This is a genomic window from Amycolatopsis sp. M39 (genome assembly GCF_001651785.1).
Taxonomy (GTDB): Bacteria; Actinomycetota; Actinomycetes; order Mycobacteriales; family Pseudonocardiaceae; genus Amycolatopsis; species Amycolatopsis rubida.
The window spans coordinates 119,707-137,874 of sequence record NZ_LWSF01000015.1; the positions used below are offsets into that span (position 1 = coordinate 119,707).

17 protein-coding genes are annotated in these 18,168 nt (G+C 70.5%); 5 read left to right on the forward strand and 12 right to left on the reverse strand.

What is annotated here, in order from left to right; all coding sequences use genetic code 11:
* The first annotated feature begins 113 nt into the window (after nucleotides 1–113).
* Nucleotides 114–1,388 (forward strand): phosphopyruvate hydratase, encoded by a 1,275-nt coding sequence (eno, locus tag A4R44_RS27640; protein ID WP_067586880.1) that lies wholly within the window; start codon nucleotides 114–116, stop codon nucleotides 1,386–1,388.
* Nucleotides 1,389–1,436: 48 nt separating this feature from the next.
* On the opposite strand, the gene A4R44_RS27645 is transcribed toward eno, so the two are convergent.
* The 3 genes from A4R44_RS27645 to A4R44_RS27655 form a co-directional block, all read right to left on the reverse strand.
* On the reverse strand, nucleotides 1,437–2,534 hold the full coding sequence (locus A4R44_RS27645) for an MFS transporter (protein WP_067586883.1): 1,098 nt from the start codon (nucleotides 2,532–2,534) through the stop codon (nucleotides 1,437–1,439).
* A gap of 993 nt (nucleotides 2,535–3,527) precedes the next feature.
* Nucleotides 3,528–4,286 (reverse strand): trypsin-like serine protease, encoded by a 759-nt coding sequence (locus tag A4R44_RS27650; RefSeq protein ID WP_067586888.1) that lies wholly within the window; start codon nucleotides 4,284–4,286, stop codon nucleotides 3,528–3,530.
* 952 nt (nucleotides 4,287–5,238) lie between these two features.
* Complete coding sequence (locus tag A4R44_RS27655; RefSeq protein WP_067586890.1) at nucleotides 5,239–6,450, reverse strand: hypothetical protein; 1,212 nt, start codon at nucleotides 6,448–6,450, stop codon at nucleotides 5,239–5,241.
* Nucleotides 6,451–6,624: 174 nt separating this feature from the next.
* Here A4R44_RS27655 and A4R44_RS27660 point away from each other — a divergent pair, with 174 nt between their 5' ends.
* A complete protein-coding gene (locus tag A4R44_RS27660) occupies nucleotides 6,625–7,461 on the forward strand; it encodes an SDR family oxidoreductase (RefSeq protein WP_067586892.1) in 837 nt (278 codons plus the stop codon).
* Between the two features lie 18 nt (nucleotides 7,462–7,479).
* Here the strand turns inward: A4R44_RS27660 and A4R44_RS27665 are convergent, their stop codons facing one another.
* The 3 genes from A4R44_RS27665 to A4R44_RS27675 are packed head-to-tail and all read right to left on the reverse strand — an operon-like array spanning nucleotide 7,480 to nucleotide 9,536.
* A complete protein-coding gene (locus A4R44_RS27665; RefSeq protein WP_067586894.1) occupies nucleotides 7,480–7,872 on the reverse strand; it encodes an Imm1 family immunity protein in 393 nt (130 codons plus the stop codon).
* Nucleotides 7,873–7,902: 30 nt separating this feature from the next.
* On the reverse strand, nucleotides 7,903–9,138 hold the full coding sequence (locus tag A4R44_RS27670) for an RNA polymerase sigma factor (RefSeq protein ID WP_067586898.1): 1,236 nt from the start codon (nucleotides 9,136–9,138) through the stop codon (nucleotides 7,903–7,905).
* Nucleotides 9,138–9,536 (reverse strand): YciI family protein, encoded by a 399-nt coding sequence (locus tag A4R44_RS27675; RefSeq protein WP_067586901.1) that lies wholly within the window; start codon nucleotides 9,534–9,536, stop codon nucleotides 9,138–9,140. Before A4R44_RS27675 ends, A4R44_RS27670 begins: the two co-directional genes overlap by 1 nt.
* 207 nt (nucleotides 9,537–9,743) lie before the next feature.
* Between A4R44_RS27675 and A4R44_RS27680 the strand changes: the two genes are divergently transcribed.
* Nucleotides 9,744–10,529 carry a thioesterase family protein gene (locus A4R44_RS27680; RefSeq protein ID WP_067586905.1) on the forward strand — a complete coding sequence of 262 codons (786 nt, stop codon included), beginning with the start codon at nucleotides 9,744–9,746 and terminating at the stop codon, nucleotides 10,527–10,529.
* 357 nt (nucleotides 10,530–10,886) lie between these two features.
* Here A4R44_RS27680 and A4R44_RS27685 read toward each other — a convergent pair whose 3' ends face one another.
* Nucleotides 10,887–11,663, reverse strand: a complete 777-nt coding sequence (locus A4R44_RS27685; RefSeq protein ID WP_009076626.1) for a GntR family transcriptional regulator — start codon at nucleotides 11,661–11,663, stop codon at nucleotides 10,887–10,889.
* A gap of 97 nt (nucleotides 11,664–11,760) precedes the next feature.
* On the opposite strand from A4R44_RS27685, the gene A4R44_RS27690 reads away from it, so the two are divergent.
* Nucleotides 11,761–12,813 (forward strand): YeiH family protein, encoded by a 1,053-nt coding sequence (locus tag A4R44_RS27690; RefSeq protein ID WP_095213631.1) that lies wholly within the window; start codon nucleotides 11,761–11,763, stop codon nucleotides 12,811–12,813.
* 4 nt (nucleotides 12,814–12,817) lie between these two features.
* Here the strand turns inward: A4R44_RS27690 and A4R44_RS27695 are convergent, their stop codons facing one another.
* Nucleotides 12,818–13,090 (reverse strand): hypothetical protein, encoded by a 273-nt coding sequence (locus tag A4R44_RS27695; RefSeq protein ID WP_067586908.1) that lies wholly within the window; start codon nucleotides 13,088–13,090, stop codon nucleotides 12,818–12,820.
* 94 nt (nucleotides 13,091–13,184) lie between these two features.
* Here A4R44_RS27695 and A4R44_RS27700 point away from each other — a divergent pair, with 94 nt between their 5' ends.
* A complete protein-coding gene (locus A4R44_RS27700; protein ID WP_067586911.1) occupies nucleotides 13,185–13,691 on the forward strand; it encodes a putative immunity protein in 507 nt (168 codons plus the stop codon).
* Here A4R44_RS27700 and A4R44_RS27705 read toward each other — a convergent pair.
* The 4 genes from A4R44_RS27705 to A4R44_RS27720 form a co-directional block, all read right to left on the reverse strand.
* Complete coding sequence (locus A4R44_RS27705; protein WP_067586915.1) at nucleotides 13,688–15,307, reverse strand: ABC-F family ATP-binding cassette domain-containing protein; 1,620 nt, start codon at nucleotides 15,305–15,307, stop codon at nucleotides 13,688–13,690. The two genes, A4R44_RS27700 and A4R44_RS27705, sit on opposite strands and share 4 nt — an antisense overlap.
* A gap of 97 nt (nucleotides 15,308–15,404) precedes the next feature.
* Nucleotides 15,405–16,928, reverse strand: a complete 1,524-nt coding sequence (locus tag A4R44_RS27710) for a catalase (protein ID WP_067586918.1) — start codon at nucleotides 16,926–16,928, stop codon at nucleotides 15,405–15,407.
* Nucleotides 16,925–17,365, reverse strand: coding sequence for a Fur family transcriptional regulator (locus A4R44_RS27715; RefSeq protein ID WP_067586921.1), 441 nt, complete (start codon nucleotides 17,363–17,365; stop codon nucleotides 16,925–16,927). Before A4R44_RS27715 ends, A4R44_RS27710 begins: the two co-directional genes overlap by 4 nt.
* A gap of 62 nt (nucleotides 17,366–17,427) precedes the next feature.
* A complete protein-coding gene (locus tag A4R44_RS27720) occupies nucleotides 17,428–18,063 on the reverse strand; it encodes a TetR/AcrR family transcriptional regulator (RefSeq protein WP_067586932.1) in 636 nt (211 codons plus the stop codon).
* Between the last annotated feature and the right edge of the window lie 105 nt (nucleotides 18,064–18,168).

Genomic DNA, 18,168 nt, shown 5'->3' on the forward strand with positions numbered 1-18,168 from the left:
ACAGTTCTGCTAGCCTCCGGGGTGACGTGCGGCTCGCCGTGGTGCCGCGTTGCTGCCGGGGCGCTTCACGGAGCGTGCGCTGAGTGCTTCGGCTCGAACCTCCGAGGAGCGTTATGACAGGCATCGTCCGGGTCCGGGGCCGTGAGGTGCTCGACAGCCGGGGCAACCCGACGGTCGAGGTCGACGTGGTGCTGGCGGACGGGTCGGCGGGCCGCGCGGCGGTGCCGTCCGGGGCCTCCACCGGCACGCGCGAGGCCGTGGAGCTGCGGGACGGCGACGCGAAGCGGTTCCACGGCAAGGGCGTGCGCAAGGCGATCGACGCGGTGAACGGCGAGATCGCCGACGCCGTGGTCGGCATGGAGGCGGAGGCGCAGGCCGACGTCGACCGCGCGCTGATCGCCCTCGACGGCACCGGGAACAAGGCCCGCCTGGGCGCGAACGCGACGCTCGGGGTCTCGCTGGCGGTGGCGAAGGCGGCCGCCGCGGCGAACACGCTGCCGCTGTACCGCTACGTCGGCGGAGTGTACGCGCATCTGCTGCCGATGCCGATGATGAACATCGTCAACGGCGGCGCGCACGCGGACAACCCGATCGACTTCCAGGAGTTCATGATCGGCCCGGTCGGCGCGGAGACGTTCGCCGAGGCCGTGCGGATGGGCTCGGAGGTGTTCCACACGCTGCGGAAATCGCTGCACGAAGCGGGACACAACACGAATGTCGGCGACGAAGGCGGGTTCGCGCCGCAGCTGGGGTCGGCCGACGAGGCACTCGAATTCGTGGTCCGCGCGATCGAGAAGTCCGGGTACGAGCCGGGCAAGGACATCGCGCTGCTGCTGGACCCGGCGGCGTCGGAGTTCTACCGCGACGGCGTCTACGACTATACCGGCGAGGGCCGCAAGCGCAGCGTCGAGGAGCACGTCGCGTACCTGACCGAGCTGACCGAGCGCTTCCCGATCGTGTCGATCGAGGACGGTCTGGCCCAGGACGACTACGCCGGCTGGAAGCAGCTGACCGACGGCATCGGCGACCGCGTGCAGCTTGTCGGCGACGACCTGTTCTGCACGAACGTCGAGATTCTGCGCGACGGCATCAAGCGCGGCATCGCCAACTCGATCCTCATCAAGGTCAACCAGATCGGCACCCTGACCGAGACCTTGTCCGCCGTCGACACCGCGCACAAGGCGGGCTACTCGGCGGTCATGTCGCACCGTTCGGGCGAGACCGAGGACACCACCATCGCCGACCTCGCGGTGGCGACCGGCTGTGGCCAGATCAAGACAGGTTCGCTGTCGCGGTCGGACCGCACGGCGAAGTACAACCAGCTGATCCGCATCGAGGAGGAGCTGGGCACCGAGGCTCGTTACGCGGGCTGGGACACCCTGCGCTGAACTTGTCTTTTCCGCGGCGGCCCGGGTTCTCGCCCGGGCCGCCTTTCTTTATTTCTTCACCCGCGGGAACATCGCCGCGGCGGTGAAGGCCGCACTGACCCAGAACGCCGCACGCGCGTGCGCCGCATCGAGGACGACGGCCCCCGCCACCGCGGGCCCGACCACCGCGCCGAGATTGAACGCCGTAGTCGCGATCGCCCCGGCCACCCGCGGTGCGTCATTGCCGGCGGAGGTGACGATCGCAGCGATCAACGCGGACCCGGCGCCGAACGCCATCGCCCCGGTGAGCAATGCCGCTGCGATGAGCCCGGGAAGACTCTGCGCCGCGAAATACGCCGCCACCCACCCGGCGGTCAGCACTGCCGTGCCCGCTTTGAGGATCCCCGGACCTGCCTTGCCCGCGATCGTGACGCCGGCGAACGATCCCGCTCCGAACATCGCCAGCACGACCGGAACCCATCCGGCCGGGGAGGTCATCGTGCCGAGGTAGGTGAAGGCCGCGAACGTCCCGCCGTTGACCAGAACCCCCTTGCCCACGGTGGCCGCGACGCGCGGCTGCGCGAGGACCCGCCACTCGCGATACACCGGGCTGGTGACTGGCGGGTTGTCGAACTTTGCCGGGGTCAGCGCGACGGCGGCCGCTGACGTGATCGCCGCGATAGCCCAGAACGCGGCCTGCCACCCGGCGTACTGGCCGAGGACTGTCCCGGCCGGAACGCCGACGACGCACGCGAGCGTGACACCGGACAACAGCACGGAAGTCGCCCGCCCGACTGCGTCCGCCGGGACGAATGCGGGCAGCGACGCGAGCGCTATCGCGAGAAACCCAGCGTTGGCGAACGCCGCGAGGGCCCGGGTGGCGAGCAGGACCGGGAAATCGGTGGTGAGGGCACCGATGACGTGTACTGCGGAGAAGAGGCCCAGGAAGGCGAGGAGTGCCTGCTTGCGCGGCAATTTGCTGCCGAGCATCGCGAGAACTGGTGCGCCTACGACCATTCCGGCCGCGAAGAGCGACGTGAGCAGCCCGGCGGTGCCGAGGGAGACGCCGGTGCCCGCGGCGATCTGGGGAAGGAGTCCGGAGAGGACGAACTCGGACGTGCCTTGGGCGAAGACTGCGCCGGCTAGGAGGAAAATGAGGGGAGGCAAGAGGAATCGACTCCGAATAGCTGTCGGCGCCGGGGACGCCGGAGGACTGAGGACGGTTCGCGTGCGGAGTGGGGTGCCTCGGGCTCGGGCGCGGCAGCCCGCGGGTTGGCCTGGGTGCCTGGCCGCAGTTGCGCTGGGCGGAGGTTTGCTGCGGCCTGGCGGCTGCGAGCAGGCTTCGTCCGAATACTGCGGTGTTGAGCAGGCTTTGCCCGCAGTGCCGAGCAGGCTTGGTGAGCGGTGCTGCGGTGTTGAGCGGGCTTGCCAGTGAGGGCTGCGGTGCCGAGCAGGCTTTGCCCGCAGCGCCGAGCAGGCTTCGTGAGCGGTGCTGCGGTGTTGAGTGGGCTTGCCAGTGAGGGCCCCGGTGCTGAGCAGGCTTGGCGAGCGGTGCTACGGCACCAAGCATGCTTTGCCGGTGGCTCTGCTGTGCCCAGGCTTCGCCGGAGCGCGTTCGAACGGCAAGCTTTGCCCGTGGCGTCAGACTTCACCACGACGTGGCCACCGTGCGCAGGCTTGGCGCTGGTTGGCTGGCCTTGCCGCCGACGCGATCGCTCGCGCACGGCGGGCCGATTGGCTGCGCCTGGCTGTCGTGAGTGTTGATGCCGGTTCTAACCGGCATCAACACTCACGAGCGCCTGCTGAGGGCACAGCTCACCTGCACGGTGTCTGTGGTGAAGCTTTCGCCGGTCAGCCCAGCCCGGGTGAACCCGGCACCCGTCACTCCGCCGCCCAGCTTGCGGCTGGGCGGCTACCGTCTGCTGGCCTCCGGCGACGTCATGGCCTGGACCTTACCTTGCCGTGCTCAAGGAGTCGCGTGTGTTCTGCTGTTTCTTCCGTACGGAGCGAAAACCCGGTCCGGTCGTAGGGCGTGCGTCGCGGGGATGTGGCCGCCGTGGATCGTCGGAGCTTGCGTTCGGTGCGTGGCAGTTCGTCTTGGCGGATCCGGCGCGGGGCGGATGACGAGTGCCGATCCGGGGGGTGCGGGAGCCGGTTGGTTCAGCTGAGTCCGGCGTGGGCGGCGATGTCGTCGGCGAAGGACGTGACCCTGGTGTACATCCCGGGTTTGCCGGGCTTCCCGCATCCGTCGCCGTAGGAGACGATGCCGACCACCGTGTCGCCGACTACCAGCGGGCCTCCCGAATCTCCTTTGCAGGCGTCGATACCGCCGTTCGGGTAACCGGCGCACAGCATGCTTGTCGCGGAGTACTCCGGGTATGCGGTGTGGCAGGTGGAGTCGTCGGCTAACGGGACGGTGGCTTGGCGCAGGTAGTCCGACCGGTCGCCGCCGTCGGCGAGCCGGCCCCAGCCCAGGACGGTGGCGGTGGTTCCGGCGGGGTAGCGGTTCGGATCGCGGGCCAGGCCGGCGGGACGGTAGGGGAGCGAGCCGCGAACGGTCAGGACGGCGACGTCCGAACCTTGTTGCGGCGTGCGGAAATCCGGGTGTTGCCAGGCGGCGGACACGGCGCGGACGACGCCGTCCTGGCTGCGTTTGTCTTCCCGTCCGGCCACGACGCTGAGTTCGCCGATCGGGACAGTGGCGGCGCAGTGCGCGGCGGTCGCGACCGCGGTGCGGCTGACGATGACGCCGCCGCAGAACTGGGTTCCGTGACTGTCCACTAAGTACACAGCGTACGGATGTTGCGCCAGGGAAGCTTTTTCTCCGCCGATGACGGCCGGAGCGGCCCCGGCGGCGGATGTGCTCAGGCTGATGACGGACAGGACGACGGCGACGATGAATGCGAATCGGCGTGGCATGGCGGACCCCCTCGGCTGCGGCAGCGCACGAAGACCACTTTAACCGGCGGTTGAGGGGAAATCCGTCGCTGAACCGGGTGGAAACCGGGGGAGCCCGGGTCCGGACTCCCCCGGCGGCCTAGGGACGACTGCCGAAACACGTTTTGGGCAAAGGGATCGCGGGCAGAGTGCTGGAAGAAGGCTTGCGGTGAAGAAGGGCTGAAGGGGAGGCCGAATGACGGGGCCGGAGCGAAGAACGGCTCAGGAAGCGGAACTCGGAGACGCGGCTCGCGGGAAGCAGTGGTGAGGAAGCAGGCAGGGGGAGAGGGATTCTCGGAGTGAAACCTGGCGTCGGCGAGGAACTGCCCAGGAGCGGAGTGCTCGAACGGCGGCCTGGGGGAAGTCCTGGCCGGAGCCGCCGGTGCGGAGCTGGCCGCATGCGCTGCGCCGGGGACCCGGCCAGGTTCAGCGGGAGCGGGCGGGCGCAGCAGGCCGCCGATGCGGAGTCAGCCTGAACCTGCACAGGGACGCGCTTCAGCGGACCGGATGCGCGAATGGGTCCGATCAGTGTGGAGGCAGTCCAGGGTTCTGGCAACCCGCGATCAGGTTGGCACACCGGATGCGCGAATGGGCCCGATCGGTGCGGAGCCAGTCCACGGTCCCGGCAACCGCGATCAACTCGGCACACCGGATGCGCGAATGGGCCCGATCGGTGTGGAGGCAGTCCAGGGTTCTGGCAACCCGCGAGCAACTTGGCACACCGGATGCGCGAATAGGCCCGATCGGTGCGGAGCCAGTTCACGGTCCCGGCAACCCGCGATCAGGTTGGCACACCGGATGCGCGAATGGGCCCCATCGGTGCGGAGCCAGTCCACGGTCCCGGCAACCCGCGATCAACTCGGCACAACGGACGCACGAACGGGAGCCACCGGTGCGGAGTCAGCCCCAGACCCCGCACCGGCACCCCCAAGACTCAGCAGAGCGGTGCCACCGGCCCGTTCGAGCCGGTCTTCACGTACGTGTCCGAGATGTAGTGGCCGGATCCGATGCGGTCCCAGATCTTGCTCGTCCCGAACTTCCCGGTCACCGAGTCCCCGTTGACGTAGCATTCGATGTTCACCTTGGCGTAGTTCGCCGCCAGGCCCTTCACCGGCGAGGACGTGTGCGCGCCCGACCGGACGTTCACCGGGTCGCCTGCCGTTTGCACCAGGCCGGTCGCTGCGGCGGAGCCCGTCCACAGGTAGGTGACCTTCACGTTTCCGTTGTCGCCGAGGCCGACGCCTGAGCTGAAGGTGCCGTCGGCCAGGTCGATGCCCGCGGGGTTGCCCACCTTGTACCCGAGGTCGTCGCGGCCGCCGTTGTAGCCGTTGTGGTAGGCGGCGTAGGCCTCGGGCTGGCCCTGCGGCAGGTCTTTGTATTCCGCGCGCACCGAGGACGGGTTCCAGTAGTCGTCCTTGGTGTTCCACGGGCCGACGTCCCAGACCGGCGCGTATTCGCAGCGGCTGTTGTCCGTCTTGCAGACGCGCACGGTGTAGTTGCCGGTTCCCTTCGGTGACAGGGCTTTCCCGGACGGCAGCGCGACGAAGTGGTCGTTGCTCGCGATGACGTGGCCGTTCGCGGTGGTGTGGCCGGTGAGGCCTTCGCGGGTGGCGTAGATGGTGTAGGTCAGCGGGGTGGCCGCGGCGATGGCGTTCGCCTGCGGGGACAGCGAGCCGGTCAGTTCGACGTCGCGCACGGTGGGGCGGGCGGCGGTGGTGCTGGACAGCGTGATCCTGGTCTGCACGACGCTCACCGCACGCGGGAGCGCGGTGCCGGCAGGGGTCCATTCGGTCCAGTCGCCGGTGCCGGAGCGGCCGCGGACGTCGACGTCGACCGAGGTGCCTTGCGGGGCGTCGGCGGAGATCTCGGCGGCTACCCGGTTCACCGGCGCGGGCAGGCGCCGTTCGGCGGAGAGCAGGTAGCCCTCGCTGCCGGCGGCCCGGTCGGCGGGTCTCCACGCGGCGTCCCGCAGCGTGAGCGTGCCGCTGGTCGCGGCGACATTGACGTCGTCGCTGTCCACGGAGGACAGATCGGCTCGCCAGGCGCCCGCGGTCTCGGCGGCGCTCACGGGCGTCGCGACTGCGGTGACCGCCCCCGCGGCGAGCAGTGCGGCGACTGTGCGCCGGACCGTCACATTCCCGACCACGACGGATCTCCCTTCACTCGTCCGAATCGAACTGCCGGGAGTGTGGGAGGGATCCGTACACGATCCATACAACGATCTCGCCCGGCCGTGTACTGGAGACGGGAGATTGACAGCGGTGAGTCGCAGATATAGCTTTGCTAACAAAGTTAATTTGAAAGAAAAGGAAGTGCGGGGATGACCATCCTGGTGACGGGGGCGCGCGGGAATGTCGGGAGCGAGGTCGTCCGGGTGCTCCGCGAGGGCGGGCACGAGGTGCGCGGGTCGGCGCGGGACGCGGCCGCGCTGGATCTGCCGGACGCGGTGTCGTTGGATCTCACCGCGGAGGGCGGGTCCGAGGACGCGCTGCGCGGCGTGGACGCGATCTTCCAGTATCCGACGCGGCCGAACGGTGCGGCGGATTTCCTTGCGGCGGCGCGAAAAGCCGGAGTGTCCTACGTTGTGCTGCTGTCGTCACCGGATGTCTGGGAGGGGGCGGCGGACAACCCGATCCGGCGAGGGCATCTGCCCGCGGAGGCGGCGGTGGCGGAGTCCGGATTGCCGTTCACAGTGCTGTATCCGGGCTGGCTGATGGGCAACACCCGGCGCGACTGGGGTGCGGCGATCCGGGCCGGGGGACCGGTGCGGCTCCTCTCCCCGGAGTCGCAGTTCACGCCGACGGCCGAGGCGGATGTGGCCGCAGTGGCCGCGAAACTGCTCACGGAGCGTAGCTATCCGGGGAGGATGCTCGCGGTGACTGGGCCGGAGTCGATGACGCAGCGTGCGATAGTGGAGACCCTGGCGGGGGAATTGGGCCGCTCGATCGAAGTGGTCACCGAAACGCGGAGTGAGGTGCTGGCGCGGCGTCCGGAGTGGATGCCCGCGGCGGTCCTGGAGCACCTGATGGACGTGGAGGAGGCAGCGGTGGGCCGCCTCGCGCCGGTGAACAACACGGTGGAACGGTTCGCGGGACGCGCGACGTCGTTCCGCGAGTGGGCGCGGGCGCACAAGGACGACTTCGCCCCGCGCCGGTAAGTCCAATGTGGACAGAGGCTACGCGGGCTGCCAGGAAACGCAGGCGGGTCGCGTCTGGGTTTCGCACAGTTCCCGCACCGCGAGCAGCACTTCCTCGGCGGAAACCTCGCTCCCGGAGGGCTGCGGGAAGTGCGCGCCCTGGAGGCTGAAGTAGTCGACCGTCTCGTCGCCCGTGTCGTTCGCGGGCAGGAAAATCTCGCCGTTTTCGTGCCACGCCAGGCTTCCTCGCGCACCGCGCAAACCGGCGACCAGGTACGGTGTCCGCGGCTTCCGGCCCGCGTACAGCCACCAGACGACTCCGGCGCCCGGAGCGGGCGGTTCGGCGGAGCGCAGGGCGGAGAGCACGTCGTCGACAGTCGCCTCGGTGACGTCGTACCCGGTCCGGCGACGGGCGTCTTCGATGCTCGCCATGGTGCGCTCCGCTCGTGAAGTGTCCTGATGTTACTCGGTGCCGATCGGCGAGCGACTTGTGGAATGGCTGGCGCGCAGCCGGGCCGCGCGCAGCGTCAGATAGCGCTGCTCGGCGGTGTTTCCGGTGCGGGCGGCGGCTGCGGTGTAGTGGCGGATGGCTTCCGCGCGATCGCCGGCCAGCTCCAGCAGGTGCGCGCGGGCGGCGGCGAGACGGTGGTGGCCGGGGAGCCGGTCGTCGAGCCCGGCGAGCATCGTCAGCCCGGCGTCCGGCCCGTGCACCATCGCAGTCGCGATCGCGCGGTTGAGCGTGACGACCGGGTTGCCGGTCAGGGCGTCTAGCCGCGTGTACAACGTGAGCACGCGCGGCCAATCGGTGTCTTCCGCCCGCAAGGCGATGTCGTGCGTCGCCGCGATCGCGGCCTGCAAGCGGTACTCGCCGACGCCTTCGCGGGCCAGGGCGGCGGTGATCAGCGCGACGCCTTCCCGGATCAGCGAACGGTCCCATCGCGCCCGGTCCTGATCGGCGAGCGGGACGAGGTCGCCGTCCGGTCCGGTGCGGGCCGGACGGCGGGCGTCGGTGAGCAGCATCAGCGCGAGCAATCCGGCCGCTTCGCCGTCGTCCGGGAGCGCGGCGTGCACCAGCCGTGCCAGCCGGATCGCCTCCGCGGACAGTTCGGTCCGGTGCAGGCGGCGGCCGCCGCTGCTGGTGTAGCCCTCGTTGAACACGAGGTACAGCACGTGCAGCACGGACCGCAGTCGCGCCTGCCGCTCGTGCGCGGCGGGCATCCGGAACGGCAGGCCGGACTTCGTGATTTTCGCTTTCGCCCGGCTGATCCGTTGCGCCATTGTGGTTTCCGGCACGAGGAACGCGCTGGCGATCTCCGCGGTGGTCAGGCCGCCGACCGCTCGCAACGTCAGCGCGATCGCCGACGCCGGCGTCAGCGACGAGTGCGCGCACAGGAACAACAGCGTCAGCGTGTCGTCCCGATCCGGCACCTCGGCGCCCGGCGGCTCGGCGGCGACGGTGTCCTCGCGCCGCCGCCGGGCCTGGTCGCTGCGGAAGCTGTCGATCATCCGGCGGCCGGCGGTCTGCAACAGCCAGCCGCGCGGATTCTCCGGGATGCCTTCGGCAGGCCAGTGCTGCACCGCGGCGAGGAGGGCTTCCTGCGTCGCGTCCTCGGCCGCGCCGAAATCGCCCGACCGGCGCACGAGGACGGCGAGGACCTGGGGCGCGAGCGTGCGCACCAGGTCCTCGACCTCGGCCATCACGCCTCCGGCGCGCTCATCACCTGGCGCACCTCGATCGGCACCCGCAGGGGCGCGCCCTGGGGACCCGGTGCGGCCGAGACCCGGGTCGCGATCTCCAGCGCCCGCGCCTCCGATTCGACGTCCACCACCCGGTATCCGGCGAGCAGTTCCTTGCCCTCCGGAAACGGCCCGTCGGTGACGACCGCGCCGCCCTTGCCGTCCGCGACCACCGTCTTCGCCGCCTCCGGCCCGGCCAGCCCCTCCGCCTCGACGAGTTCCCCGGCTTCGGTCAGTTCGGCGTTGAGCACGTGCTGGAACTGGATGTGCGCGCGAATGTCCTCCGGAGCCCACTCGGGCAACGGCACGTCGCAGTCCTCGCCCTGGGCGTAGGTCTGCAGCAGCATGTACTTCGGCATGGCGTTTCCTCCAGTGTCCGGCTCGCCGCTTCCGGGCGGGCTCACCAAGGGAACGGAACCCGCGCGCCGTCCTCGACACGCGTCGCGGACATCGTGCCGGGGAAATCCGCCGAGCGCGGGCGGAACGGGTGGCGTGGGTCTCAGTGCCCGGGACGGCCGAATGGCCTAGCAGGTAGGTTGCGGGAAGCAACTCACCTGGAGGGACCCGTGAGCACGACGACCTTCGCCGCGGTGTCGGCGGTCAAGCAGCGTTCGGACACCGAGTTCAGCGTCGACCTCAGCCCGGCGTGGACCATCGGCGGCCGCCCGAACGGCGGATACCTGCTGGCCGCCGTCGCCCGCGCGGCGACCGTCGTTTCCGGGCATCCGGACGTGCTGGCCGCCAGCGCGCACTACCTGCGCTCGCCCGAACCCGGACCGGCGGAGATCGAGGTCGAGGTGCTGCGCACCGGCCGGACCGCGACCCAGCTGCGCGGACGGCTGCTCAAGGACGGCGTGCCGCAGGTCGAGGCTCTGCTGACGCTGGGCGTCCTCGGCGCGGCCGAACCGTTCTGGCAGGACGGCGTGCCGCGGCCGGAGTTCGGCGCCTTTGCGGACGAGCCGTGGGGCGATGCCGAGCTGACGCCCGGCATCGCGATCCGCGACGAGATCGACGTGCGCTTCGACCGCCCGATCGCCGACGGGCCCAGCGGCCGCGGCGAACTGCGCGCTCTGCTGGCGCTGCCCGGCGACGAGCCGTTCGACCCGGTCAGCCTGCTGTTCGCGGTCGATGCCCTGCCGCCGGCGACCTTCGACATCGCGCCGTCGGGCTGGGTGCCGACGCTGGAACTGACCGCCTACGTGCGGGCGCGTCCGGCTCCCGGTCCGGTGCGTGTGCTGCACCGCGCCCACCTCATCGGCGACGGGCGGGTCGACGAGTCCTGCCACGTGTGGGACAGCGCCGGGACCCTGGTCGCGCAAGGCACTCAGCTGGCCGGGATCCGGATCGGCTGACTTGCTGCCCCGGGGACGGCTGCTGCTGCGGGTAGCCGGGGTACGGACCGGGCGCGGACGGCAGCGAACTCGGGAACGCCGGCGCGGGCGAGTTCATCGGCATCAGCAGGTTTTCGACGGTCCTGCGGCGCGCGCCGGCGATCACCGCGAACAGGTGGTAGCTCGTGAAGGACTCTAGGCCGGTCGAGCGGCACGACGTGTAGTTCGTTGCGTGACACCTCGCACGTCCAATACGGCCTGGCGATCAGCACCGTGATCAGCCCGGCGCCGATGCTGGCCCGGCGATCATGAAGAAGACCCGCGGAATCCGCGCGAAGATCGACCTGCGCGGAGCGTGGCGGCCCGGTGCCCGCCGGGTCAGCGGGTTCCGGCCAGTGCCCCCGTCGTGACCAGCCGGTATCCGGTGCGCCCGGAGAACTCCGCGGTCAGCGCGAACCGGTCGCCGCGCACCAGCGTGTGCCGCCATTCGATCCGTTTGCCCGCGCTGGTGCCGAGGCGGCCGATGGAGAACGCGCCGACCGTTTCGCCGCAGCCCAGCAGGGTGCGTTCGGCCCGGGTCGGCACGACGGCGCGGATCTGCTCCTCGCCGTGGTCGAGCCGGACCCCGGTGCGGCGGTGGAGCTCGCCGTACAGGCTGGTGTGCTGGAAATCCGCGTCCAGCAGCGGCCGGGCCAGGTCGGCGGGCAGCCACACCCGGTCGACGGCCAGCGGGTCGTTTCCGGCCAGCCGCACGCGTTCCAGGTACAGCAGGGGGGTCGAGCCCTCCAGCGACAGGCGTTCGGCGACCACCGCGTCCGCGCGGATGTCGAGCCGGCGCACGACGCTGTGCTGGTCGAGCCCGGCCTCCTCGACCGCGGCGAAGAGGCTGTAGAGCGCGCCGAGCGGCTGCTGGATCTCCGCGGCCGCGGCGACGCGGGGCTGGCGTCCGCGTTCGGCGATGAGCGTGCCGTCCGCGCGCAGTTCCCGCAGCGCCTGCCGGACGGTCTGCCTGCTGACGCTGTATTCGTCGGCGAGCGCGAGCTCCCCGGGGAACGCGCTGTCGAATTCCCCGGCGCGGATGCGCACCAGCAGCCGCTGCTGCAACTGCCGCCACAGGGGCTGTCCGCCGGTGCGGACCAGCTCTGCCTCGCCCATGCCGGGAACAGTACCGCTTGCCAAATGTACGGACAGCTCTTAGATTAAATGTACGTACATTATCGAGGAGGCCTGAAGTGCGCACAGGAGTGAACCGGTGACCGGCGCGGCGCTGGGAGCGACGCGCGCGACGGTGCAGTGGCGGGCCAAGCTCGCCCGCCCGGTGCCGGGGCTCGCGGTCGCGCTGCTGGTCGCGGCGGTGGCGACGGCGGGCGGCAAGCTCGTTCCGGTGGTCGGCGGGCCGGTGCTCGCGATCCTGCTCGGCGCGGTCGCCGGCGCGGTCGTGCCGGGGCTGCGCGGCTGGCGGTTCAGCCCGGGCTACGCGATCGCGTCGCGGCCGGTGCTCCAGCTGTCGATCGTCGTGCTGGGCACCGGGCTGTCGATCCAGCAGGTCGTGCATGTCGGCGGGCAGTCGCTGCCGGTGATGCTCGGCACGCTCGCGATCGCGTTCGGCGGCGCGTGGGTGCTCGGCAGGCTGCTCGGCGTCCGGGGGGACACCCAGACGCTGATCGGCGTCGGCACCGGCATCTGCGGTGCGTCCGCGATCGCGGCGACCAGCGCGGTGCTGAAGCCGAAGGAAGCCAATATCGCTTACGCGCTCGGCACGATCTTCACCTTCAACGTCGCCGCGGTCCTGCTGTTCCCGCCGCTCGGGCACGCGCTCGGGATGTCGCCGCACGCGTTCGGCCTGTGGGCCGGAACCGCGGTGAACGACACGTCTTCCGTCGTCGCGGCTTCCTACGCCTATGGCGGCGACGCCGGCTCGTACGGCCTCGTCGTGAAGCTCACCCGGACGCTCACGCTGATCCCGATCGTGCTGTTCCTCGCCGTGCTCGTCGCGCGCAAGCAGTCCGGCGGCCGGGTATCCTTGCGTGCCATGCCTTGGCACCGCCTGGTTCCGCCGTTCCTGATCGGCTTCCTGGCCGCCGCGGCGGTGGAAAGCGCGGGCTGGATCCCGGAATCGTGGCACGCGCCGCTGTCGACGCTCGGCACCTTCCTGATCACCATGGCGCTCGCCGGGATCGGCCTGGCGCTCAAACCGTCCGACCTGCGGAAGGCGGGACACAAGCCGCTGCTGATGGGGGCCATCCTGTGGGTCGCGGTCGCCGCGTCGAGCCTCGGGCTGCAGGCCCTGACCGGCGGGATGTGACGCGCTAGCGCACGCGCGGATTCCGCTTCCGCCGCCTGCGTTCGGAGAGAGCCGCCAGGAGCCGGGGCACGCCTCGGCTCCGGCGCACGAACACCAGGGGTTCGCCGGGCGGGGCCGGTTCGGTCCCCTCGGCGATTTCGTGGTGCGGGCCGGGCCGGAACTCGCGGAGCCCGGCGGCGAACTCGTCCGGGTCGCCGCCGACGTCCGGGTGGTGGGTGCGCACGAACCGGCGGTAGGCCGCCTTGTCGGCCTCGGACCATTCCGTCCGCTCGTCCACCGTCGTCCTTCCCCGGTTGAGGGTTTCGCTTGAGGTTCCTGCTGGAAGTCACGGTGAACTGCCAACCGGCGGTTCAACGATACAGTTCAAGCACATGATCGAGAAGATCGAACTGGACCTGGCCGAGCTTCGCGCCGTCACGGCCTACGCGGTGGCTTGTGCGGAGCCCGCGCTGCCGATCTTCGAACAAGCCCGTCCGGGCGACCGCCGTCCGCACGAGGCGATCGAGGCGGCGCGGGCGTTTGCTCAGGGAGCCAAGCGCGGCAAGGCGATTCGCGACGGCGCGTGGGCGGCGCAGCGGGCGTATCAGGACACCCGTGACGCCGGTCAGGCCGCAGCGAGCGAGGCGGCGCGGGCCGCTGTAGCCGCTGCGGGCGCGGCGTTCCTGCATCCGCTCGCGAAGGCGACGCAGGTGTGGCACATCCTCGGCCCGGCCGGGCATGCGGCGTACGCGTTCGAACTGGCCGGGCTGAAGGCTCAGGCCCCGGCGGCTGATCCGGTGGTGGTCCAGGTGCTGTCGCGGTATCCGGCGGCTCCGGGCGGCCGGGGCCGGGCGGGGGAGGTGGTGCGCGAACTGGATGCGTTGCTGCGCAAGGGCTAGCGAACCCGTTCCACCCGCCGCTCGTCCCAGACCGGTTCCGGGGTTTCGCGGACCACGCCGTCCGAGCCGAAGACCAGGTAGCGGTCGAAGGAGCGCGCGAACCAGCGGTCGTGCGTGACCGCGAGCACCGTGCCCTCGTAGGACTCCAGCCCGTCCTGCAGCGCCTCGGCCGATTCCAGGTCGAGGTTGTCGGTCGGCTCGTCCAGCAGCAGCGCGGTGGTTCCGGCCAGTTCCAGCAACAGGATCTGGAACCGTGCCTGCTGTCCGCCGGACAACCGGTCGAACGCCTGCTCTCCCTGGCGGTGCAGTTCGTACCGGCGCAGCGCGGCCATCGCCGCCCCGCGGTCGGCCGCGTGTCCGGTCCACAGCACGTCGACCAGCGTGCGGCCGGTGAGTTCCGGGCGGGCGTGGGTTTGCGCGAAATGGCCGGGCACGACGCGGGCGCCGGTCTTCCATTCGCCGGTGTGCGCGACGTCGCCGCCCGCGAGCAGCCGCAGGAAATGCGACTTCCCGGAGCCGTTCGAACCGAGCACCGCGACGCGCTCGCCGAAGAAGATCTCCAGCGAGAACGGCTTCATCAGCCCGGTGAGTTCGAGGTTCTCGCAGGTCACCGCGCGCACGCCGGTGCGGCCGCCGCGCAGCCGCATCCTGATGTCCTGCGGCCGCGGCGGTTCCGGCGGGGGACCGGCCTCCTCGAACTTCCGCAGCCGGGTCTGCGCCGCCTTGTACCGCGACGCCATCTCGTCGCTGCGCGCCGCGTACTGCTGCATGTCCCGGACCAGCCGTTTGAGCTGGGCGTGCTTCTCGTCCCAGCGGCGGCGCAGTTCGTCGTAGCGGGCGAACCGAACCTGGCGCGCCTCGTGATACGTGCTGAACCCGCCGCCGTGCACCCAGGCGTCCGCGCCGTCGCCGCCCGGCTCGACGCTCACGATCTTGTCCGCCGCTCGCGCGAGCAGTTCGCGGTCGTGCGACACGAACAGGACCGTTTTGCGGGTTTCCTTCAGCCGGGCTTCGAGCCAGCGTTTGCCGGGGACGTCGAGGTAGTTGTCCGGCTCGTCCAGCAGCAGCACCTCGTCCGGCCCGCGCAGCAACGCTTCCAGCACGAGCCGCTTCTGCTCGCCGCCGCTGAGCGTGCGCACGAGCCGCCAGCGCGCGCGGTCGAACGGCACGCCGAGCGCCTCCGTCGTGCACATGTCCCAGGTCGTCTCGAACTCGTATCCGCGGGCTTCGGCCCAGTCGCTCAGCGCCTGCGCATACTGCATTTGCGCGGCCTCGTCGTCGACCTCCAGCAGCCGCTCCTCGGCCGCGTCGGCCGCCAGCGCGGCGTCGCGAACCCGTTTCGGGGCAACGGAAATCAGCAGATCGCGTACCGTGCGTTCGTCGCGCACCGATCCGACGAACTGCGCCATCACGCCCAGCCCGCCGGAGACCGTGACCGAGCCCTCGTCCGGCTTCAGCTCTCCCGACAGCATCCGCAGCAGCGTGGTCTTGCCCGCGCCGTTAGGGCCGGCCAGCGCGACGACCGCGCCCTCGCCGACCCGGAACGAGACGTCGCCGAGCAGCGGACGTCCGTCGGGCAGTACGTAGCGCAGATGCGCGGCCTCCACATGCCCCATGGGCGCGCACTTTACCGAGGGCGGGGCAAAAAGCCGCATGGTTTTGTACTCGTGAGTGGCAATCCCGGTGCGAACCGGGATTGCCACTCACGAGCGCTCAGGCCTTGCGCTGCATGCTCTCCCGTGCCGGGTTCGCCTGCTCGCCCGCCTTCGGGTCCTTCTCGTCCTGCTTCGCGCGCACGCCGGATTCGACGCGGTCGCCGAGGTCCTTGTCCACGTTGTGCCAGTACTCGAACGCCCGCTTCAGCACCGGTTCGGACACCCCGTTCAGCAGGTGCCCGACGATGTTGTCCACCAGCCGTTCGCGCGCGGCGTCGTCGAGAACCTCGCGCACCATGGTGCCCGCCTGGCCCCAGTCGTCGTCCTCGGCGTGGTCGACGTAGGCCGAGCGGACCATCTCGCCGTCGGCGTGCCAGCCCGCGGGCGTGCCGTAGCGTTCGGTGTCCGCGCGCGGGCCGCCCTTGGAGTTCGGCGCGTACACCGGGTCGGAGACCTTGGCGTAGCGCATCGCGCCGTCCTTGCTGTAGCTGTGCACCGGCGAGGCCGGGGCGTTCACCGGCAGCTGCTTGTAGTTCGCGCCGATCCGGTACCGGTGTGCGTCGGCGTAGGCGAACAGCCTGCCCAGCAGCATCCGGTCCGGGCTCGGGCCGATGCCGGGCACGATGTTGTTCGGTTCGAACGCGGCCTGCTCGATCTCGGTGTGGTGGTCGGTCGGGTTGCGGTCGAGCGTCATCTTCCCGACCTCGATCAGCGGGTAGTCCCCGTGCGGCCACACCTTCGTCAGGTCGAACGGGTTGAACCGGTAGTTCTTCGCGTCGTCGAACGGCATGACCTGGACGTGCAGGGTCCAGCTCGGGTAGTCGCCGCGCTCGATCGCCTCGAACAGGTCGCGGGTGTGGTAGTCGGTGTCCGCGGACGCCATCTGGTCGGCCTCGTGCTGGGTGAAGAACTCGATGCCCTGGTCGGTCTTGAAGTGGTACTTGACCCAGAACTTCTCGCCCGCGGCGTTGACCCACAGGTAGGTGTGCGAGCTGTAGCCGTTCATGTGCCGCCACGTGCGCGGGATCCCGCGGTCGCCCATCAGCCAGGTGACCTGGTGCGCCGATTCGGGGGACAGCGTCCAGAAGTCCCACTGCATGTCGTGGTCGCGCAGGTTGTTGTCCGCGCGGCGTTTCTGCGACCGGATGAAGTGCTGGAACTTCAGCGGGTCCTTGATGAAGAACACGGGGGTGTTGTTGCCGACGAGGTCGTAGTTCCCCTCGGACGTGTAGAACTTCAGCGCGAACCCGCGCGGGTCGCGCCAGGTGTCCGGGCTGCCGCGTTCGCCTGCCACCGTCGAGAACCGGGCGGCCATCTCGGTTTTCGCGCCCGGCTGGAACACCGCGGCCTTGGTGAAGCGGCTGACGTCGTTCGTCACCTCGAAGTGCCCGAACGCGCCGCTGCCCTTGGCGTGCGGCTGGCGCTCCGGCACCCGTTCCCGGTTGAACTGCGCCATCTGCTCGATCAGGTAATGGTCCTGCAGCAGGATCGGGCCGCCCGGGCCCACGGTGAGCGAATGCTCGTCGCTTTCCGCCGGGATCCCGGCGTCCGTGGTGGTGGCCGGGGGTTTTTCGTCGGTCATCTCGTGAGCTCCTCGTGGTGGTCGGAAACGCCGGAGCAGCCGGGGCACAGACCCCAGAAGACGATCTCGGCCTCGTCGACGGCGTACCCGTGCCGGTCGTGCGGCGTGAGGCAGGGGGCCTCGCCGCGGACGCAGTCGACGTCCTCGGCCCGCCCGCAGCGGCGGCACACCACGTGGTGGTGGTTGTCGCCGGTCCGCCGTTCGAACCGCGCCGGATGCCCGGACAGCTCGATCCGGCGGACGAGACCCGCGTCGCCGCACGCGGCGAGCACGTCGTAGACCGCCTGGATCGACACGGCGCCCAGGCTCTCGCGCACGCCTGCCGCGATCGCCTCGACCGTCGCGTGCGGATGCCCGCCGAGCCAGCCGAGCACGGCTTGCCGCGGCTTGGTGACCCGCAGGCCGGCTGCCCGCAACGTCGCCGCCGAGTCCGGCATCGGAGTCCTCCCTGGGATCTGGAACCGCTCCAGTTCCGCCGGTTACCCGGTCTCCGCCGCGCTCACACCTGAGTGTCACCCGCTGGCCGGACGAACTCGGCGAGATGCGCGCGAAGGACCGCGACGCATTCCTCCGGCGAGGTGAGTTCCGGCTGCAGCACGGCCCGGAACGCGAGCCCGTCGAGGAGCGCCGCCAGCCGGGGCGCTTCGACCTCGGGGTCCTTCGGCTCGAACCGGCCGCTGCGGGCCTGGGCGTCGAGGATGCGGCGGGCCAGCGTCACGGTGCCCTGGACCGCTTCCCGGGCCAGGTCGTCCAGGCCCGGATCGGCGCGCGCGGCCAGCAGGAATTCGACCAGCACGGTCACCTCCGTGCGTCGCCGCTCGTCCAGCGGCAGCAGCTCCGACAGGAAATCGGTGAGCTGGCCGACAACCTCTCCCGGCGGCAGTTCCGACAGCGAACCCGTCTGTTCGCGGCGTTCGACGAGCCGCGCGGTCGTCCGGTCGATGGTGGTGCGCATGGCGAACCGCATCAGCTCGTGCTGGCTGTCGAAGTAATGCCGCACCGAGCCGATGTTCAGGCCCGATTCCGCGGCCACCGCGCGCAGCGAGACCGCGTGCAGCCCGCCCTTCGCGGCCAGCCGCAGCACCGCGTCGGCGATGTGCGCGCGCCGCTCTTCCCCGTCCACCACTCTAGGCACTGGACTTTTATATCACAGGCGTGATAGAAACGGTTTGTATCACAGGTGTGACAGAAAGGGGTGCGCTGTGGAGACGGTGCTGAACATCCTGCTGATCCGGTTCGG